Below are 20,915 nucleotides of genomic sequence, written 5' to 3'. Positions count from 1 at the left end.
CTCAAATTTATTTGATATAATAACTATATATTCAATATGTACTTTATTGAATATATAGTTATTATATCAAATAAATTTAAAATTGCTTTTTATAATTATATTATTTATGGTACCGGTATATAATATTTAAGTTTAATTTTTATTAACTATTTCAATAAAGAGGTTTTATAAGCACTATAAGTGAAGCACTTGAAGAATTACATTTAAATCTTAAGGACTCTGCTAAAATTATTACTGTCGATTTTAATAAAAAATGTCATGAAGTAGCAGATAAATTATCCGTCAACATTAATGATTTAGAGGAATATGCTAAGGATAGTAAAGACCATTCTTTAGAAACTATAAAAGCGCAATATAAAAATTTAACGAAAGAGTTACAGGATTATCAGAAAATTAAAGATGATAAAGTGGAAGAATATAGACAGACTCTTGTGAAAAAACTTGATGATTTAAGTAAGAAAGTTGAACAATATAATAATAAACATAAATAATTGGAGAATATAATGAAAAAATTTTTAATAACATTAGGTGCTACCGCTACTTTATTATTAACACCTAGTATTTTTGCAGCTTTGCCTACCAAGGATGAAACAAAAGCAAATGAAGTGCAAATTGCAGAAGTAGCTACAAGCAGTACAAAAACAATTACCGAAAACTTACAGGCATTAAAAGACAATTTAACGAACCTAGCACAAACGGGAGCCGATAAATTTAATCAGACCTTAAGCAATACTTATGATCAGATAGCCCAAAGCGTTACAGAGATAAAAAAGAATGTGAAAGATCAGAAAGATAAAAAAGGTGAAGAACTGCAAAAATCTATAGATGCTGTAAAAGCAAAAATGGAAGCTTATAAAAAAGCAGGCAGCAAGAAGCAAGAAAAAATACGTCAGCACCTAGTGGATAAATTAGAAGAGCTAAATAAAAATATTAACGAATATAATAACGATAAAGAAAAAGCAAATTCGTAATTTTTTAATGTCATTGCGAGGAGATGCGTAGCATCGACGCGGCAATTTCATAAAGTAGGATCAACTTCTGAGATTGCTTCGTCGAAACTTATAGTTTCTCCTCGCAATGACTGCAGACAATATACCCTTAAAAAACCGGTATTATTTATGACTATTACCAAAGCAAAAATTGCAGCTATGTTAAGCTCTAAATTGGGTTTTTCAAATAATTTATGCGAGGAAATAGTTCATACGGTTTTTTCTAATATTTTAGAAATAGCAAAAGAGCAAAAATTAACTTTAAAGAATTTTGGTAGCTTTGAGGTGAAACAAAAAAATCCACGTCCCGGAATAAATTTTCATACCAAAGCACCGGTAATTATAGAATCAAAAAAGCATTTACGTTTTGTCCCTTCTTCTAAATTAAAAGCTTTAATTAATGAATCTACTCGATGAACTTCGTTATAATTTGTTGGCTTGTTGTATGTCTCGGAAAATGCTTTTTATGTCATTCCCGCGAAAGCAGGAATCCAGTAAAACCTATAAAAAACTTGTTTTTTTAGGTTTACTGTGTCAATAATGTGTATCAATATTAAGGTTATTTTTGGGACTCCCGCCTACGCGGGAATGACATAAAACGAGCCATGCAACAAAATCTGTATTCGGAGTATATGACAAACAATAAGCTAACAAAAAAATATTATTCTGCTAGTGAAGTGATTAAGCATTTAAATATTGCTTTACATCAATTAAGATATCTAGAGACAAAAAACCCTGATTTATCTAATTATAAAATAAATAATAGAAAATATTATACTGCTAATGATATTGATCTACTCCAAAAATCTTTAAATAAAGATATTACATCTCTTTCTACCGCTAGAATCGATATATTACTTACCAATTTCCATAATTTGTCTCTTCAAATAAAAAAAATTCTTGCCGATTCCTCGATGACGTGCGTATAGTACTTGTCATATCACGTTTTAAAGAAAAGAAAGGAACATATTATGACAATAAGACAAATGGTAAAGCCAGTAATTATAGGTATATCTGGTCCTGAATTAACCGATGCCGAAAGAGAATTATTTGAAGAGCATAATCCTTTAGGTGTAGTTTTATTCCGTCGTAATATTAGAAAGAATGATAACGGTGCGCAGGCTAAAGAAGCCCTTATTAAGCTTATTGCAGATATAAAAGAAGTATTAGGGGAAAATACTATCATCTCTATAGATCAAGAAGGCGGTAGGGTACAAAGGCTTATAGCACCGACTTTTTATGACGCTCCGGCTGCTCAAACTTTTACTGATCCCCAAGCATGTAAACAAAATTATAGTGATATTGCGAAAGAGCTGAGAGAAGTAGGCATTAATCTAGATTTTGCACCGGTAGCGGATTTGCTCCACGAAGGAGCAGACAAGATAGTCGGCGATAGAAGTTTCGGCGGGGAGCCGGAAGTAGTCGTGCCTTTATGTTTAGCTGCTATAGACGGATTACAAGAAGAGAAAGTCGGGGCTTGTATAAAACATATTCCGGGCCATGGTAGAGCTACGGTGGATAGCCATAAAAAATTACCGATTGTCGATGTTGATATAGAAGAGTTAGCAAAAACAGACTTTAAAGTATTTAAGGAGCTCGCGAAGCACGATAATATTAAACTTGCTATGACAGCACATATAATTTATAAAGCTCTTGATCCTGAGAATCCTGCCACCCTATCAAAAAAAGTGATAGACTATATTAAAAATAATATCGGCTTTAAAGGGCTTATTATTTCTGATGCAATAGATATGAAAGCTTTAAGCGGTAGTATGGCAGATATGACCAAAGAAGTTTTAGATGCAGGCGTAGATATAGTGCTTGAATGTACCGGAGAATTTAACAAAATGTCTGAAGTCCTATGTAGTGTTTCGGAAAGTTCTATAGATAAATTTTCTGACTTGTTTATTGCGTAAGGCTATTATTCATTTAATGTCGTACCGCGGCTCGACCGCGGTATCTTAGGACACAGTCTGTGATGTAAGATCCCGTGGTCATAAAGCCACGGGATGACAACAGAACTGCACAACGGCAGGTATTTAGCCGTAAAATGGCTATTAAGGAACTTATCCAATTAATCTAAGTTAAAATTAATTAAACAATTATATTGAAAAAATTTATTTTTACTATTAATCTGTTTTTTAATTTTTAGTTAAAGAATTAATTTTATAAATTACTTGAATAGTGTTATGAACAGTCTTGTGGATTTAAGTTCTAAAAGCTATAGGTAATATTTACTAAGAATAGAGATATAGAGAATTTTAGGTAGCAGGAGGGGATTTGATTTGTGATATTATTAATCTGCTTAAAGAAGATTTAAATAAAGCAGATATAGAAAATGAGATATATATGCGTCTTAAAGACCCTTATTCTGTTTTAAAAAAGATGAAAAGGAAAGAAGTGCCGATTGATGCATTGAAAGACTTAATTGCATGTAGGATTATAGTTAAATCTAAAGCTCTATGCTATAATGCTTTGGACGTAGTTAAGAGTTCTCCGCATTTAGATTGGTTATATACTAAAGATTATATCAATAGACCAAAAAGTAACGGCTATCAGTCTCTTCATAATATAATGCAGCTTTTACACTCTAAACGTAATTTTGAAATACAGATAAGAAGTGAAAATATGCATAAAGATGCCGAGCTTGGTAGAGCAGCTCATTTAAATTATAAAGAAGAACAAGACCGTCATTTGCAAAAAGTTTTTGACGTTACTAATGACACGATACTTTCTAAAGCACGTCAAATGGTGAAACAATTTGAAGGATTCGAAGAGCAAATTGTAGAATATGAAAAAGAAATTATGCGTATTTGGCATACTAAATACGACGAAATGCTAAAATGGGCAAATACTGCTGAAGTGCTAATATTTAACAAAGATTAGGGGGATAATTAGTTCGTCATCCCGTGACTTGACCACGGGATCCAGTGCTTGGTGTCATACTGCGGGCTTGTAGCGGTATCCATCTAAAAAAATCAAAAATGTATACTTATTAAGTTATTTTTTTGGATCCCGCGGTCAAGCCACGAGATGACACTGATAAGGCATAACGCCAATGTGGTAAAAATATAACATTTGTTAAAACTTTATAAAAAAACTATAGCGATGCTTGTAATTATATACAATATATAGTATGCTACAGCTCGTAGTTTAGAAACTATTGAAACAAAATATTAGGTTATTTCCTTATCAAATGTGGGATATCTTGACTCACGTTTGATTGTTTTAATACTAGGTACTAAATTTTAACTTAAATAAATATAGGACAAAAATTATGGCTCAAAAACCAAATTTTCTAAAAAAATTAATTTCCGCAGGGTTGGTAACTGCTTCTACAGCTACCATAGTAGCCAGTTTTGCAGGTTCAGCTATGGGTGCTGCTATACAGCAGAATAGAACAACAAACGCAGATGCTACAACTGTTGATGGTGCGGGATTTGACCAAACTGCAGTTCCTGCAAATGTTGCAGTTCCTCTAAATGCAGTTATTACTGCTAGTGTTCATAAGGGTATTAATTTAAATACTCCAGCCGGTAGTTTTAACGGTTTGTTTTTAAATACTGCAAACAATTTAGCAGTGACAGTGAGTGAAGATACTACCTTAGGGTTCATCACTCGTGCTGTTAATAACGCTAACTTCTTTAACCTTACGCTTAATGCCGGTAAAACTCTTACTATAACAGGTCAAGGTATTACTAATGTACAAGCTGCTGCTACAAAAAATGCTCAAAATGTTGTTGTACAAGTTAATAATGGTGCTGCTATTGAAAATAATGATCTTCAAGGTGTAGGAACAATAGACTTCGGTGCTGCGGCTTCTACATTAGTATTTAATTTAGCAAATCCTACAACTCAAAAAGCTCCTCTTATACTTGGAGATAATGCTGTAATAGTTAATGGTGCTAACGGTACATTAAATGTTACTAATGGATTTATTAAAGTTTCAAGTAAAAGTTTTGCTACTGTTAATGCAATTAATATCGGTGACGGTCAAGGTATCATATTCAATACTGATGCTGATAATGCTAATGCTTTAAATTTACAAGCAGGTGGTACTACTATTAATTTTAATGGAACAGACGGTACGGGTAGATTAGTATTATTAAGTAAGAATGCTGCTGCTACCGACTTTAATGTTACAGGAAGTTTAGGCGGTAATCTAAAAGGTATTATTGAATTTAACACTGTTGCAGTAGACGGTCAACTTAAAGCTAATGCAGGCCCTGCTAATGCAGTAATAGGTACTAATAATGGCGCAGGTAGAGCTGCAGGATTTGTTGTTAGCGTAGATAATGGTAAGGTAGCAACAATCGATGGACAAGTTTATGCTAAAGACATGGTTATACAAAGTGCTAATGCAGTTGGACAAGTAAATTTTAGACACATAGTTGACGTTGGTACAGACGGTACTACTGCCTTTAAAACAGCAGCTTCTAAAGTTGCAATAACCCAAAACTCAAACTTTGGTACTACTGATTTTGGTAATCTTGCAGCACAGATTACAGTTCCTAATACTATGACCCTTAAAGGTAATTTTACAGGTGATGCTAGCAATCCCGGTAACACTGCAGGTGTGATAACTTTTGATGCTAACGGTACTTTAGCAAGTGCTAGTGCAGATGCAAATGTTGCGGTGACAAATAATATTACAGCAATTGAAGCATCAGGTGCCGGAGTTGTCCAATTATCAGGAACACATGCTGCCGAGTTACGTTTAGGAAATGCCGGTTCTGTCTTTAAACTTGCTGATGGTACAGTTATAAACGGTAAAGTTAACCAAACTGCTCTTGTTGCCGGTGCTCTTGCAGCCGGTACTATTACCTTAGACGGTAGTGCTACAATTACCGGCGATATAGGGAACGCTGGCGGTGCTGCTGCGTTACAAGGCATTACTTTAGCTAACGATGCTACAAAAACATTAACACTTGGTGGAGCAAATATTATCGGTGCTAATGGTGGAATGATTGATTTCCAAGCTAACGGTGGTACTATTAAATTCACAAGCACTCAAAATAATATTATAGTTGATTTTGATTTAGCTATAACTACTGATCAAACAGGCGTTGTTGATGCGAGTAGCCTAACAAATGCTCAAACTTTAACTATTAACGGTAAAATCGGTACTATTGGAGCTAATAATAAAACTCTTGGACAATTTAATATTGGCTCAAGTAAAACAGCTTTAAGTGGCGGTGATGTTGCTATTAACGAGTTAGTTATTGGAAATAACGGTGCAGTACAATTCGCTCATAATACTTATTTAATAACAAGAACTACAAATGCTGCCGGTCAAGGTAAAATAATATTTAATCCTGTTGTAAATAATAATACAACTCTTGCAGCCGGTACAAATTTAGGTAGTGCTACAAATCCACTTGCAGAAATTAATTTTGGATCTAAAGGGGTTAATGTTGATACTGTATTAAATGTTGGTGAAGGTGTAAATTTATATGCTACTAATATTACTACTACCGATGCTAACGTAGGTTCTTTCATCTTTAATGCCGGTGGAATAAATATAGTAAGCGGTACAGTCGGTGGACAGCAAGGTAATAAGTTTAATACTGTAGCATTAGATAACGGTACTACTGTTAAGTTCTTAGGTAATGCAACATTTAACGGTAACACTACAATTGCAGCTAATTCTACCTTACAAATCGGTGGTAACTATACTGCAGACTTTGTTGCATCTGCCGATGGTACCGGTATAGTAGAATTCGTTAACACCGATCCTATTACCGTAACATTAAACAAACAAGCTGCACCTGTTAATGCTTTAAAACACATAACGGTTTCTGGTCCCGGTAACGTAGTGATTAATGAGATAGGTAATGCAGGTAATTATCATGGTGCCGTGACTGATACGATTGCTTTTGAAAATTCAAGTTTAGGTGCAGTTGTATTCTTACCTAGAGGCATTCCATTCAATGATGCAGGCAACATAATTCCTTTAACAATTAAAAGTACCGTAGGTAATAAAACAGCTGCAGGTTTTGATGTTCCTAGCGTGATTGTTTCAGGTGTTGATAGTGTCATCGCTGACGGTCAAGTAATCGGTGATCAAAATAATATCGTAGGTCTAGGTCTTGGAAGCGATAACGATATAATCGTTAATGCTACTACATTATATGCAGGTATCGGTACTATAAACAATAATCAAGGTACTGTCACACTTAGCGGTGGTATTCCTAATACCCCTGGTACAGTTTATGGCTTAGGCACAGGTATTGGCGCTTCAAAGTTCAAGCAAGTAACGTTTACTACAGACTATAACAATTTAGGTAATATTATTGCAACTAACGCAACAATTAATGACGGTGTAACTGTTACTACAGGCGGTATAGCCGGAATAGGTTTTGATGGTAAAATTACTCTTGGAAGTGTTAACGGTAACGGTAATGTAAGATTTGTTGACGGTATATTGTCTAATTCTACAAGTATGATTGGTACTACTAAAGCTAATAATGGTACTGTAACTTATTTAGGTAATGCATTCGTCGGTAATATAGGTGGTTCAGATACTCCTGTAGCTTCTGTTAGATTTACAGGTAGTGATGGTGGTGCAGGATTACAAGGAAATATTTATTCACAAGTCATAGACTTTGGTACTTATAACTTAGGTATTTTAAATTCTAATGTAATTTTAGGCGGCGGTACTACTGCTATTAACGGTAAAATCAATCTTCTTACAAATACTTTAACATTTGCAAGTGGTACTTCAACATGGGGAAACAATACTTCTATTGAAACTACTTTAACATTAGCAAACGTTAATATAGGTAACATCGTTATTTTGGAAGGTGCGCAAGTTAATGCAACAACCACAGGAACTACAACCATTAAAGTACAAGATAATGCCAATGCAAATTTCAGTGGTACACAAACTTATACTTTAATCCAAGGTGGTGCTAGATTTAACGGTACTTTAGGAGGTCCCAACTTTGTTGTAACCGGAAGTAATCGTTTCGTAAATTACGGTTTAATACGTGCTGCTAACCAAGATTATGTAATAACACGTACTAACAATGCAGAAAACGTAGTTACTAATGATATCGCAAATAGTCCGTTTGGAGGTGCACCGGGTGTAGGTCAGAACGTTACAACATTTGTAAATGCAACTAATACTGCAGCATATAATAATCTTCTTTTAGCTAAAAATAGTGCTAATGCTGCTAACTTTGTTGGAGCTATCGTTACCGATACAAGTGCGGCCATAACTAATGCACAATTAGATGTAGCTAAAGATATCCAAGCTCACCTTGGTAACAGATTAGGTGCTCTTAGATATTTAGGTACTCCTGAAACTGCTGAAATGGCTGGACCTGAAGCTGGAGCAATACCGGCTGCGGTTGCTGCAGGTGACGAGGCTGTTGATAATGTAGCTTACGGTATATGGGCAAAACCTTTCTATACTGATACACATCAAAGTAAGAAAGGTGGTTTAGCTGGTTATAAAGCTAAAACCACCGGTGTCGTAATCGGTTTAGATACGCTAGCTAACGATAACTTAATGATAGGTGCTGCTATTGGTATCACTAAAACTGATATAAAACACCAAGATTATAAGAAAGGTGATAAAACCGACGTTAACGGTTTCTCATTCTCTCTATATGGTGCCCAGCAGCTTGTTAAGAACTTCTTTGCTCAAGGTAGTGCAATATTTAGCTTAAACCAAGTGAAGAACAAAAGTCAGCGTTACTTCTTCGATGCTAACGGTAATATGAGCAAGCAAATTGCTGCCGGTCATTACGATAACATGACATTCGGTGGTAACTTAACAGTCGGTTATGATTACAATGCAATGCAAGGTGTGTTAGTAACTCCAATGGCAGGACTTAGCTACTTAAAGTCTTCTGACGAAAACTACAAAGAAACCGGTACAACAGTTGCAAACAAGCAAGTTAACAGCAAATTTAGCGATAGAACCGATTTAATAGTAGGTGCTAAAGTAGCCGGCAGTACTATGAACATAACTGATCTTGCGGTATATCCGGAAGTTCACGCTTTTGTGGTTCACAAAGTAACCGGTAGATTATCTAAAACTCAGTCTGTATTAGACGGGCAAGTTACTCCGTGTATCAGCCAGCCTGACAGAACCGCTAAAACATCTTATAATTTAGGTTTAAGTGCAAGCATAAGATCTGATGCTAAGATGGAGTACGGAATCGGTTACGATGCTCAGATTTCAAGTAAATATACTGCACATCAAGGTACTCTAAAAGTCCGTGTAAACTTCTAATCGCTCCCGATTAGCCGGTTTATAAGTTCCTCAAGAAAAAAGTCCTCTTTGAAAAAAGGGGGCTTTGTTTGTTCTTTCTTCCCGCCTACATGCCTTGTTGCATGGCTCAAAACCTATTACATTCCCGCGTAGGCAGGGATCCAGAAAAAAGCGAGATAAATCGAGCTTTTAATTTTACAAACTTATTGTGTATAATCTTTAAATTACTGGAGTCCCGCTTTCGCGGGAAGGACATAAACGAGCCATACAACAACCCTCCGCCTATGCGAGAATGACATCACCTACTTTTCCACCCCGTGCAATACCTTCACTAACCTCAAATTTTATTGACTTCTAGTCGAAAAGATATAAATTTTTACAGCTAAGAATTTAAAATTAATAAATATTATGAAAAAAATATATATTAGTGATTATTATGCTTCTAATAAGCGGCAGTATATTTGCTCAAAGTCAAATATCCAATTTAGTTGTACCGGTTAGCTATTTTATAAATCATGTATCCCAATTGGAAAAACTAAAGGAAAATCTTAATAAATATAAGCAATCTAGTGTAGTAGGGGTAAGCGGTATGGGTAAAATGCAGCTTGCTAGAATGTACGCGTATGAAAATAAAGATAACTATAACATAATTTGGTTGATTGATTGTAATCTAAATATAGAGCTGCAATTACTCAAATTATCTAAAACTATTAATATTGAGGTAAAATCACCGGTGATTTCAGAAGATATGGCAGTGATGAAGAAAGATTTAATGGTTTATCTAGTAAGTAAGGATAAATAGTTATTGGTGTTTGATAATTTAGAAATAGGCGAGAATAAGAAAATAGAGGATTTTATTAATTGGGAGTATAAAGGTAATATTATATTTTGTACCCAAGACGATGAATTATTATCTAACATAATCAAAGCAAACGCTTTCACTAAGCCGGAAGCTGCATTACTTGCAACAAATATATTGGAAAATAAAAATCTGGAATTAATAAATTGTTTGACTCAAGCATTTGGAGGTTATCCGATTCTCATAGTTCAAGGAGCACAAATATTAAATCAAATACAAGGTTTAAACTTAGAGAAATACAAGAAAAAGATAAAAGCCTCTAAGGATAAAATTGAGCTAAATATAAAACTTGTTAGCAATGAATTAAAGCCTAGTGCCAAGAGATTACTAGATGGGATAGCATTGCTTAATAATCAAAGTGTTTCAAAAGAATTATTAAATTCTATTACTGAAGATAAGCATAGTCTAGATGATGATATTTATCAGTTTTCTAAATTTGCTTTGATCTCTAATATTGAACCTAATGAAGTTAATCCGATATTTGAAATGCATGATGGAAAAAATATTACAAATAAATGGAGATAAAGGAAATAAAGAATATCTTAAACGTAGTGTTACTAATCTTTTAAATTCTATGCTTAAAAGTTTAGTAAAGGGGCGTATTTTTAGAAATGCTAAAACTATACCGGATTAATTACAAAAAATGCAGAAAAATACGATATGTCAATATATAAAATTTTAGAGTTATAAATTTATTAATACAATATGCTAATTCTTCCGATTTATATAACTCAAAAAAATTAGTAAATTGGTTTGATAAAAACGATCAAAAAGGTAAATTTAAATTATGGACAATGAATAATGAAGAAAAATTTGCTTATGCTGCATATTTAGGACGCATAGGGTGGTATTATAGAACCTGGTCAGATCCTAAAAAGCAATTGAATAGATACCAATTGAATAGATACGAAAGCTAAGCAGGTATTTGATGAAGTGAAAGTATATGATTCCATAAAATGTAATGTAGTTTTCGGTTCGGCTATATCCAATATTCAGCTAGGAAATCTAGAAGAAGCAGAAAAAAATATCCAAATGATGGAAGATATGTTCAATCAAAATCTAGTAGATCAAACTGACATAGCAACTATATATTATGCAAAAGCTAAATTATTTAATATCCAAGGTAAAAATTATGAAGCATTAAGAAGAATTGACGATACTATAAATGCTTGTATCGAAAACGGGATGAAACCTCAAGATTTATTTCTTACCGGTTCATATCTCATTAAATTAGATGTATTAAATAATCTTAAGAAACATCAGGAAGCTCTTTCTTTATTAGAATAAGTATATGATATGAATAAGTCGAGTAAAAAAGAGGAAAATCAAGTATTTGGATGAATTTTTACCCAAAAATCAAGAGCAAAACTAGGTTTAGGTGATGTTACCGAAGCTCTAGAATAAAAAAGCTAAAGCAATTTTTCTTAATGATCCAACTAGACCTAACAAAGAGATTATTATATCACCGGATATAGATTTGGCAAAAACGTTTGTTGTTGAAGGGGATGCACTAGTGTTACTTAATCAAAATGAGGAGGCGGTAGATACTTATGCTACTGCTGAAAATATATATTGGAATAATTATAAAGAAAATATGAAAAATGTGTATGAAATAAGTAATATGTATTTTGCAGCCGCTAAAGCTAGTTGTACTTTACCTAAGAAATTTTGGTATGAAAAATTCCGTAATAATCAGATAGAACAATTCAGTGCTGATCATCCGAATAGTATTAAAATTTTAAACCTTAAATGTGATGGTTCAAATTAGCTAGAATTTTTTCTGATTAGTGCAATAAAAAAACCGGACGCGGTAAGAATAATTCCAAGCCAAATAAAGCTTATCGTTGGCTTGTAATATATTTTAGCATGGATTATATCGCCGTCTATATTACTTAAAACTGCGTAAAGATCATATAATAAGTAAGAGTATATATCACTTTCTTGCGATAAACTCTTTTCAACTATATAAAGTCTATTTTCCGGCTTTAATATAGTTATATTACGGCTATTATCCTCAAGCCAAAATTCAGCGATTTGTCTATAATAATTTTTACCTTGAGCAAACTTAATATTTTGCAATGTTACTTTAAATTCGTTAAATGTTTTACTTGTTCCTACTCTGCCGGTAAAATCCATTTCACTTTGTAATAATGTATTCATAGTAATACTAAAACTAATTAGTGCAAAACCAAAATGCCCAAGGATCATACTAGCGTTACTTGCTTTAAGTCTATTTCTACAATAATTAGTTTTAACCAAAAGATAATGAATATTATGAAGCATAAGAAATATAGATGCGATTATAGTTAAAATCGATATAACACTAAATGTTACTTTTAATGATATTAAATAAGTAATTATTAGAGATAATATTAGAATTATAATATGTTTTTTAATAGAGCTTCTAGTAGTAAATAATCCTATGGTACCAAGAATAGGGATAACGAATATAATAAAATTATTAACAAAAAATGTTTCACTAATAATAATAGATTTATCGTCGAATAAAGAGTAAATTGGCGGATAAAGTGTGGCAGCTATTAGTACAATAAGGCTAAGAAGGAGGAATATATTACCGAGGAGTATGGAGTTTCCACAATGCGTCATTGCGAAGCCACGAAAGTGGCTGTGGCAATCTCGGTTAGCTTCCTGAGATTGCTTCGTCAATGTTAATGCATTTCCTCGCAATGATGTGGTAGTATACCACCCAATACTACCAATCCCCATAATCAAAAATATTCCAAGCAAGTATATTCCTCTCTCAGGTGAGAATGCAAAAGAGTGAATTGAGGTAATAAAACCGGAACGTACTAAAAAAGCACTAAATATTACTAATAAAAAAGTAATGATGGATAAAATTACTGTCCAGTTTTGCATACGTCTGGTTTTTGTTGTTACAATTATAGAATGATGGAGCATAATTCCAGATAACCAAGGAAATAGTGAAATATTTTCTACCGGATCAAAAAACCAAAATCCGCCCCAGCCGAGTTCTCTATATGCCCACCAAGAACCAAGGCTAATTCCTATGGTAGTAAATAAGATACCGATATTGGAAAATGTTTTGAGAAGTCTTATGTCATTAATGGATTCCCGCTTTCGCGGGAATGACATAAGTGGGTATGAGAATGACATAGAGGCACAAACAATAGTAAACGGTACTACATAGCTAACATAGCCTAAATAAAGCAGAGGAGGATGGATGCTCAAAGCAATATCTTGTAGCATCGGGTTTAAGCCTAACCCTTCTTTAGGAACGAAAGAAAACACGTTAAAAGGATTGGAGGTAAAGTAAATAAAGCTGCTAAAAAATAATTGTATGGCTGATAGAATAATAATAGATAAAAATTTAAGACGGTTATCTTCAAGTAAAAATATATAACAGCAACTAACGATTTGTAATAAACAAAACCATAATAACATTGAGCCTTCGTGGCTCGACCAACTACCGGCTATTTTATATATTAAAGGTTTTAAAGTACTGGAATTTAAGAAAACATTTTGTAGTGAAAAGTCAGAGATAATAAAAGCATAGACTAGGGTAAAAAAGGCAAGTATAGTACATGAGGCAGCTATGTAGAAGGGGCAAGTAATGAGGTAGTTGTCATTCCTGCGCAAGCGGCAATCCAGTCTATAAAGTAGAGATTTTTTATGGATTCCCGCTTGCGCAGGAATGACATAAAAGACAAAAGACAAACCGATAACCGACAAGTACATCGTTGTTAGTAGTAAAAAATTACCGATTTCACTCACTGCTTATTGTTGCCTCGGTAGTAGGTAATACGGTAATTTTTACGCTATCAATCTTATTGGCAATTTTCTTTAAAATAATTACCTTTAAATTAAATATTTCAATTACTTCCCCTTGATTTGGAATTCTAGCAATTTTATGGATTATTAATCCTGCTATAGTGTTTGCATCTTCATCCGATAAATTCCAATCAAGTTCTCGGTTAATATCTCTAATAGTCGTAGTTCCTTTTATAATGAACTCGGTATTAGACTTCTTGATAATTTCATTATTAAGTCTATCATGTTCATCAGTAATGGGTCCTACGATTTCTTCTATAACATCTTCAAGAGTAATAATACCTAGTAGAGTACCATACTCATCTACAACACAAGCAAAATGATTATTACGTTTTCTAAATGCATGTAGCTGGTCTACTACAAGTGCATTCTCAGGGATAAACCAAGGTGGGGTTAGAAGTTTATTAATATCAACTTTTTTTGCATCATTATTATTTTCGTATAATGCTTTAAGCAAATCTTTTAGGTTGAGAATCCCTATTATATTATCTCTATTATCTTGCCACAAAGGTATACGTGTATGAGCACCCGATAATAAAGTTTTAATTATCACTTCATGAGGTAGGTCGATATTAAGGGCTATAATACTACTTCTGTGAGTCATAATTTCCGATACCGTCATATTACGTATATCTAATATTCCGCCGAGCATATTACGATCAGATTTATAAACTCCGCCTTCTTGATGGTAATGCTCAATCACGCCTCTTACTTCTTCCGTTCCTGATATTTGAGGATTTAAATTAATACGAAATATGAAGCAAAATATTTTTGTAATGTAATCAAGAGCAATATTAATAGGTTTGAAAAGCTTTAAAAATATTACAATAGTTGAAGCCATTTTTAATGTTAATTGTTCAGGTTTAGCAACGGCTATTGCTTTCGGTACTACTTCGGCAAAAACAATAATTATAAAAGCCATAACGCCGGAAGCAACAATGGGTCCATTATCTCCAAGAAAGCTAATAAAGAGAGTAGTAGCAATAGTGGTACAAACAGTATTGATTAAACTATTACCTATTAATAAAGTTCCTATGACCTTTTCTTTTTTCTTAAGAACCTCTAAAATTGTTTTAGCACGCTTATTACCGGCGATTTTAAGCTTATGAATCTTCCCTGGGGAAGAAGCGGTAATAGCAGTTTCGGTAGCGGCAAATAAGGCAGATAAGGCGATCATTATTATAATAACGATCACAAGTATGGTAGTCATTCTTTGTTAAAATATAAATTAACTATAAATAATTATATTAGTAATTATAGATTTTGCCTAATGTTTTTTTGTTATCAACGACTCCTTTCAGTATCTTTTGTTTTTCGGCTGTTAATAAGATTGTGAAATTTGTTATTTGTAGATGATGTCTTGCGTGATTCGTGTCCAATCGCTATTGCTTGTTGCTGTATTAATAATGTATTAGCTTGAGCTTTCCTTAAATTTATACCTTGGTCTTTAGATTCTTCAGTAGTTAGAATTTTTTGCCCTTTAGAGAGTTTGATCGCACTATCGCATACGAACACTCCGCAATCATATACATTTTCTTGTTGCTTGGTATTTAGGTCTGTTATTTTTGCATCGGGATAAATGTCGGTAATATATTCTGTTACTTTTGGTCGAGATTCCAATGGCTCACCATAGGGATCATTATACATAAAGTTTATATTACCTTTATCATCTTTACTAGCCATTAAGAGTAACCAATGTTTATGTCCTGTATTTAGTGGTATAATTGCAGGCTTATTATCTAGTATTAAATCCGCTACTGTAACACGAACAGTATCTTTTAGTATTTCCGGCTCTTCTAAAGAGGCATGATGAAATATAGAGAACATATTCTTATCTATATTTGCTTCCAATATATTTTTTATATCATCTTCAGTGTATAAATAAGTAGGTTGTTTTATATTTCCTGTATTATAAACACCAACTTGATCTTCAGTATTTATAACCAGTGATGATTTTTTTTCAGGTATCTGCTGTTTTGGCTCTATTACTGGTTTGGCTAATTGTTGTTCTGCTTTTAGAGATTCCTTATACATTTCCTGTGGAATTCCTAATTTTTCCCATGGTTTTTGATTATTAGCGGGAGCTTGCTGTTGCGGTGGATTTATAGAAGATGCAACAGTGGTTAGTGGTTCTTCTGTTATTGTCGGCTTTGCTTCCGTAGTTGGAGTTGTTGATTCGTGAGTTTTAGGTTCTTCTTTTTTGCCGAATATTGCTTCTTTAAAACTAGTTATTATATCTTTAAAATAGTTAAAAACTCTTTTAAAAAAACCTTGCGGTTGTGGTTGATTTGCTTTTGGAGGTTCATATGATATTGTTTGTTCTACTTGTATATCCTTAGGTCTATCATTCATAACTTTCTTTGTATTAATAAAATTAAAGTCAATGGGATTTACCTCAGTTTTACCTAAATCTTTTTGAAATTGCCTAGATATTTGTGATACATATTTTTTTAAGTTTTCAGCAGCATTATTTGCATCTTTTAAGATTTCATTAATTTCGAGTTTCAATCCGTAAATTTGATCTTCAGAGGTAATACCGAATTTAGCAGTGATAAGATTTGTTGCTTCGTCTGCAGAAAGAGGCCAAGTTTCTATAATCACTCTACCGCCTTGATTTTTAGCGTTTTTTATTATTTTATCTAGCTTTTCTTTATCAGGTATTGTACCGGAAAGTAATTGATCAATTTTACGATCAGATACAAGATTGTTAAAAACAGATGTTACTAAACTTATATCCGTAATTGTAGTGGCTTTATCTTTTGGTACTATACCATCGGCTATAGATAAATTTTGATCTGCTTCATTTGTAAAAAAAACATGATCAACTTTTTTCATAATTTGCTTCCAATAAGCTTCTAGTTCAGAATTTTGGGGTAATGAATTATATTGATCAAAAGTAATAGTAGTTTTTATATTTAAATTTTGTAAATTAATTAAATCTTGTACCGTAAAAATGGGTTGTATATTATTGTTATTAAGTTGAATATTAAAAATCGGTGTTTTGCCCTTTTTGTGGGATGCTTGTAAGATCTCCGAAAAAATACGTTCTTTATCGGGTATATGTGATGCTTTATTAACTTCTAGCCGGATAATAGGCAGTTTATTTTGAGTTTCCTGCTTGTTTATTTTCTCTAATATCCGATCTTCATCTCCAAGTAAAAGAGTAAATATAATAGGCTCAGCCATTACTAACCTTTATTAAAAGAATATTGGGTTCTGTGAAAATTTCTAATTGATTTGCTATTTTAAGATATTTTTTAGCAAAAATTATAAGGTTTTTGAAGGAATAGTTATTCATATTTCAAAAAAATCTTATAATTTGCAGCAAAAAAGAGCCAAAATTAAATCTTTTTAGAAATCTTCACAGAACCTACATATAATTATTAGAATTTTTGAGCTTTAAATCAAGCTATATTTAATAATCTGTGCTTTAGCTTATATAATTTATCCATTTTATGTGCTAATTCATGGTTATGTGTTACCATAATAATTGCGGTATTTTGTTCTCTTGCTACTTTTAAAAATAAATTAAATACTTCATTTGTAGTTTTGGGATCTAAATTACCTGTCGGTTCATCTGCTAAAATAATTTTCGGCTTATTAATTAAGCTCCGAGCTATAGCGACCCGTTGTTTTTCTCCTCCCGATAATTCTCCAGGCATATTATAGAGTTTTTTCCCAAGCCCTAAATCATCTAATATCTTTGTTGCATCTTCTATTGCTTCTTTTTGATCAAGACCACTAATAAGCCTTGGCATAATAACATTTTCAAGAGCGGTAAAATCTTTAAGTAAGTGATGTTGTTGATAGATAAAACCTAAATAATGAAGACGAATGAGATGATATTTTTGATACTTGCTATTTGGTATGATGACTTGACCTTTTGTAGGTTTATCAAGCAAGCCGGCAATATGTAGTAAAGTTGATTTGCCGCTACCTGAAGAACCTATTATAGCGATTAATTCACCTTCATTAACCGTTAGATTAAGATCATCTAGTACTCTAACAATAATTTTGCCTTGGCTGTAATGTTTTGAGATATTTTTTAAAATGAGGACTGTATTATTCATATCTTAGGGCATCCACGGGATTTAATTTTGAGGCTCTATAAGAAGGATAAATTGTCGCAAGAAAACACAATATTATAGATAAAGAGGTAATTAAAATAATATCCTCAGTTCTTACTTTTGAAGGTAAACTATAAAGAAAATAAATAGCTGCCTCGAAAATTTTAGTACCGGTTATACGCTCCAAATAATTCTTGATAGTTTGAATATTATAAGAAAAGGTAACACCAAGGATTACACCTAGTGTTGTGCCAAGTAATCCTATAAACATTCCGTTATAGATAAAAATAAGCATTATTTGCTTAGTGCTTGCTCCCATAGTTCTAAGAATTGCAATATCTGAAGTTTTATCTTTAACAAGCATAAATAAGCTTGAAATAATATTAAATGCGGCAACCGTAATAATTAAAGATAGAATAGTAAACATAGCTGTACGCTCAACAGCAAGAGCACTTAAAAATTGTGAATTTAAGGTTTGCCAATTAAATACATATAGGGTTGGACCTAAGAGTGATTGTATTTTATGTGAATATGTGAGAGCTTTATCGGGATCTAGACTATTAATTTCAATTAAATTAATATCGTTGCCGAGAGATAAGAAATTTTGTGCTGCGGTAAGCGGCATTAATATCGTTGTCAAATCATAATCATACATACCGCTATTGAAAATTGCTATAACTTTAAATTCTTTTGATCTTGGCATACTGCCAAAGGTGGTAGAAACTGAATTATTCGGTGAAATTAATCTAATCTTATCCCCAACGGTTACGCCTAAATTGCTTGCTAATTGTTCTCCGAGTGCTATTACGTTTTTGCCGTGAAAATTATCAAAACTACCAAAATTTACATTTTTAAAAATTTCATTTCTTATACTTAGATCCTTTAATTTCATACCTTTAACAAGCACACCGCTATTATTACTTTTACCAAGAGCCAAAGCTTGACCGTGAGCAATGAATGTTACATGTTTTACATAATCTTGTTTTAGGAGTTTGGCTTTAATCTCTTCATAGTTATCAATACTACCACCTTGCCGATTTATCACTATATCCCCATTTAAGCCGATAATATTTTTAGTAAGCTCTATATGAAAACCGTTCATAACGGACATGACTACTATCAATGCTGCAACGCCGATCATGACGCCTACTAAAGAAAAGGCAGAAATAATAGAAACAAACTTTTCGTTTTTCTTAGCTCTAAAATATCTGAAAGCTATCTTGAAGATAAAATTGTTATTGATCATTTGTTTATTTTTTCTTACATCCGTTTCTAGGTTATTACTGTGTGAATCAGCTTTTTTGTCATTGTGAACAGCCGTAGGCTGCGTGGCAATCTTATGAAATAATAACAAATTCCTGAGATTGTTTCGTCAACACTTACAGTTTTTCCTCGCAATGACGACACAATTGATGACATAAAGACATCTACACGTTACTAGAAATCTCAAAGACTTTATCATACTTAAATAATTTAGGTAATGTTACTAACCCAAATAGTGTAATACTGGATATAGTAATGCCAAGAGGAGTAAAAGTGCCGTTATATAAAAATCCTACTAATTGCAGCCCAAATGCCGTTAAAATCAATCTAGCCACAGTGAAAATAGCCATCATACGAGCTTTACCGTCCGGAATAGCTTCTAAAAGCAATGGCCATAATATGTTAATCGGATATATCACGCCAAGAGATAATAATAAAGTAACTATTGTTATGGTTAAAGGATTATTAATATTATATACAACTAATATGCTATTGCCTAGTAGGAATAGTATTATAAATATAACTCCAAAATAGAAGCAATTTTTAATACCGAATTTTTTAAAGCAATAACCGCTTGAAAAGCTCATAATTGAGAATAGAACTGCCATTGCTCCTTGATAAAGTCCGAAATATTCTAAAGTTACACCTAAACCTTGCATATATAAAATAGGAGCAATCCCAATAAATATCCAATATCCTTGTGCAAGAAATATCATTGTAAGTATATAATATATAGCTTTTGGCGATTTAAAGATAGGTATATATTCTTTTAAAGAAATACGTATTTTTTTATTAACTTCTCTTTTTGGAATAAATAATATACCAAGAATTAGGCTGATCAAACCTATTATAAGCAACAAAACAAAATTGCCACGCCAGCCCCAAAATAAATTGACGTAGCTACCTATAACCGGTGCTATTGCCATAGAAAGGACAATAGTGCCGTTTAAAATGCCCATGAATCTTTGCTGTTCTTGTACCGAATAAATATCGGCAAGAACAATATATACTAGCACTGCAACCGATGATATCCCGCATCCTTGCAAAAATCTTCCAAATATAGCTGCATAATTATTTGCAAATACACAAAATAAACTACCAAGATTAAAAATCAGTAAACCGAGTATAATAATCGGTCTGCGTCCGTACCTATCTCCTAAATTACCGACTATAAGGGAAGTAATACAATAAGCAGTTAGATTAACACCAAGTAGTAACTCTGTCATAAAAGTTGAAAGGTTGAATGTATCTTGTATTTCAGGAAAACTTGGAATGAATAAATCTATTTCCGCTCCAGCGAGTATTTCCATGATGATTACGGTAATAATTAATTTCATAATTAATTGTTAGTTTGAGGTTATTTTAGCAAAGTATTATTGAAGCCGAAAGCCTTGCGCGATGTCATCCCTGCAAGGCATTGTTGCATAGATACCAAGTCGTCATTGCGAGCGAACGTTAGTGAGCATGGCAATCTCAGGAATTCTTCCCAAGATTGCTTCATCAATTTACTATTGTAAATTTTTTCGCAATGGTGGAAAAACCGATCCACGCAACAACATTTTTGCGGGAATGACATAAATAAGGATGCAGGAATGGCAGCAAAGCCACACAACAAATTAGCCTTCTATATTCTTATAGCTTACAATAATTAGTGTATTGTTTTACTAAAGAAAGAATAAATGAATATTTATGCTCGTCTAGCAATT

At 32.9% G+C, this 20,915-nt stretch carries 16 protein-coding genes; 10 read left to right on the top strand and 6 right to left on the bottom strand.

Translation table 11 applies throughout. The features are described 5' to 3' along the window. Positions 1-503 precede the first annotated feature (503 nt). The 10 genes from RAF_RS05555 (at position 504) to RAF_RS05515 (ending at position 11,837) form a co-directional block, all read left to right on the top strand. Positions 504-971 (top strand): hypothetical protein, encoded by a 468-nt coding sequence (locus RAF_RS05555; protein ID WP_012719967.1) that lies wholly within the window; start codon positions 504-506, stop codon positions 969-971. Positions 972-1,118: 147 nt separating this feature from the next. After that, the gene (locus tag RAF_RS05550) at positions 1,119-1,406 is read left to right on the top strand and encodes an HU family DNA-binding protein (RefSeq protein WP_004997606.1); all 288 of its coding nucleotides are present in this window, start codon (positions 1,119-1,121) and stop codon (positions 1,404-1,406) included. Positions 1,407-1,621: 215 nt separating this feature from the next. Further along, a complete protein-coding gene (locus RAF_RS05545) occupies positions 1,622-1,918 on the top strand; it encodes a MerR family transcriptional regulator (protein ID WP_014273726.1) in 297 nt (98 codons plus the stop codon). A 42-nt stretch (positions 1,919-1,960) separates the two neighbouring features. Next, positions 1,961-2,905: a beta-N-acetylhexosaminidase gene (gene nagZ, locus RAF_RS05540; RefSeq protein ID WP_016830931.1), complete on the top strand. Its 945-nt coding sequence runs from the start codon at positions 1,961-1,963 to the stop codon at positions 2,903-2,905. 364 nt (positions 2,906-3,269) lie between these two features. After that, a complete protein-coding gene (locus RAF_RS05535; protein ID WP_012719965.1) occupies positions 3,270-3,875 on the top strand; it encodes a guanosine polyphosphate pyrophosphohydrolase in 606 nt (201 codons plus the stop codon). A 391-nt stretch (positions 3,876-4,266) separates the two neighbouring features. After that, positions 4,267-9,231 carry an outer membrane protein OmpB gene (gene ompB / locus RAF_RS05530; RefSeq protein WP_012719964.1) on the top strand — a complete coding sequence of 1,655 codons (4,965 nt, stop codon included), beginning with the start codon at positions 4,267-4,269 and terminating at the stop codon, positions 9,229-9,231. Between the two features lie 415 nt (positions 9,232-9,646). After that, positions 9,647-10,012, top strand: a complete 366-nt coding sequence (locus RAF_RS10085; protein WP_234943887.1) for a hypothetical protein — start codon at positions 9,647-9,649, stop codon at positions 10,010-10,012. A gap of 3 nt (positions 10,013-10,015) precedes the next feature. Then, positions 10,016-10,594 carry a hypothetical protein gene (locus RAF_RS10080; RefSeq protein ID WP_234943886.1) on the top strand — a complete coding sequence of 193 codons (579 nt, stop codon included), beginning with the start codon at positions 10,016-10,018 and terminating at the stop codon, positions 10,592-10,594. A gap of 408 nt (positions 10,595-11,002) precedes the next feature. Beyond that, the gene (locus RAF_RS05520) at positions 11,003-11,356 is read left to right on the top strand and encodes a hypothetical protein (protein ID WP_041471935.1); all 354 of its coding nucleotides are present in this window, start codon (positions 11,003-11,005) and stop codon (positions 11,354-11,356) included. A 190-nt stretch (positions 11,357-11,546) separates the two neighbouring features. Continuing rightward, the gene (locus RAF_RS05515) at positions 11,547-11,837 is read left to right on the top strand and encodes a hypothetical protein (RefSeq protein WP_041471934.1); all 291 of its coding nucleotides are present in this window, start codon (positions 11,547-11,549) and stop codon (positions 11,835-11,837) included. Here the strand turns inward: RAF_RS05515 and RAF_RS05510 are convergent. The 6 genes from RAF_RS05510 to RAF_RS05485 all read right to left on the bottom strand — a co-directional run bounded on the left by RAF_RS05510 (position 11,834) and on the right by RAF_RS05485 (position 20,546). Then, the gene (locus tag RAF_RS05510; protein WP_012719963.1) at positions 11,834-13,822 is read right to left on the bottom strand and encodes a heme lyase CcmF/NrfE family subunit; all 1,989 of its coding nucleotides are present in this window, start codon (positions 13,820-13,822) and stop codon (positions 11,834-11,836) included. The genes RAF_RS05515 and RAF_RS05510 overlap by 4 nt on opposite strands. Continuing rightward, positions 13,815-15,089 carry an HlyC/CorC family transporter gene (locus RAF_RS05505; RefSeq protein WP_012719962.1) on the bottom strand — a complete coding sequence of 425 codons (1,275 nt, stop codon included), beginning with the start codon at positions 15,087-15,089 and terminating at the stop codon, positions 13,815-13,817. The genes RAF_RS05510 and RAF_RS05505 overlap by 8 nt, the downstream gene beginning before the upstream one ends. A 74-nt stretch (positions 15,090-15,163) precedes the next feature. Then, on the bottom strand, positions 15,164-17,065 hold the full coding sequence (locus RAF_RS05500; RefSeq protein WP_012719961.1) for a Ulp1 family isopeptidase: 1,902 nt from the start codon (positions 17,063-17,065) through the stop codon (positions 15,164-15,166). 218 nt (positions 17,066-17,283) lie between these two features. Further along, positions 17,284-17,949, bottom strand: a complete 666-nt coding sequence (locus tag RAF_RS05495) for an ABC transporter ATP-binding protein (RefSeq protein WP_012719960.1) — start codon at positions 17,947-17,949, stop codon at positions 17,284-17,286. Continuing rightward, positions 17,942-19,192: a lipoprotein-releasing ABC transporter permease subunit gene (locus RAF_RS05490; protein ID WP_012719959.1), complete on the bottom strand. Its 1,251-nt coding sequence runs from the start codon at positions 19,190-19,192 to the stop codon at positions 17,942-17,944. The genes RAF_RS05495 and RAF_RS05490 overlap by 8 nt, the downstream gene beginning before the upstream one ends. Positions 19,193-19,373: 181 nt before the next feature. Further along, positions 19,374-20,546, bottom strand: coding sequence for a multidrug effflux MFS transporter (locus RAF_RS05485; RefSeq protein ID WP_012719958.1), 1,173 nt, complete (start codon positions 20,544-20,546; stop codon positions 19,374-19,376). Between the last annotated feature and the right edge of the window lie 369 nt (positions 20,547-20,915).

Origin of the sequence: Rickettsia africae ESF-5 (genome assembly GCF_000023005.1) — a bacterium.
In the GTDB taxonomy this organism is placed as follows: Bacteria; Pseudomonadota; Alphaproteobacteria; order Rickettsiales; family Rickettsiaceae; genus Rickettsia; species Rickettsia rickettsii.
Note: the sequence above shows the minus strand (reverse complement) of the source record. Positions and strands in the feature narration are given on the sequence as shown.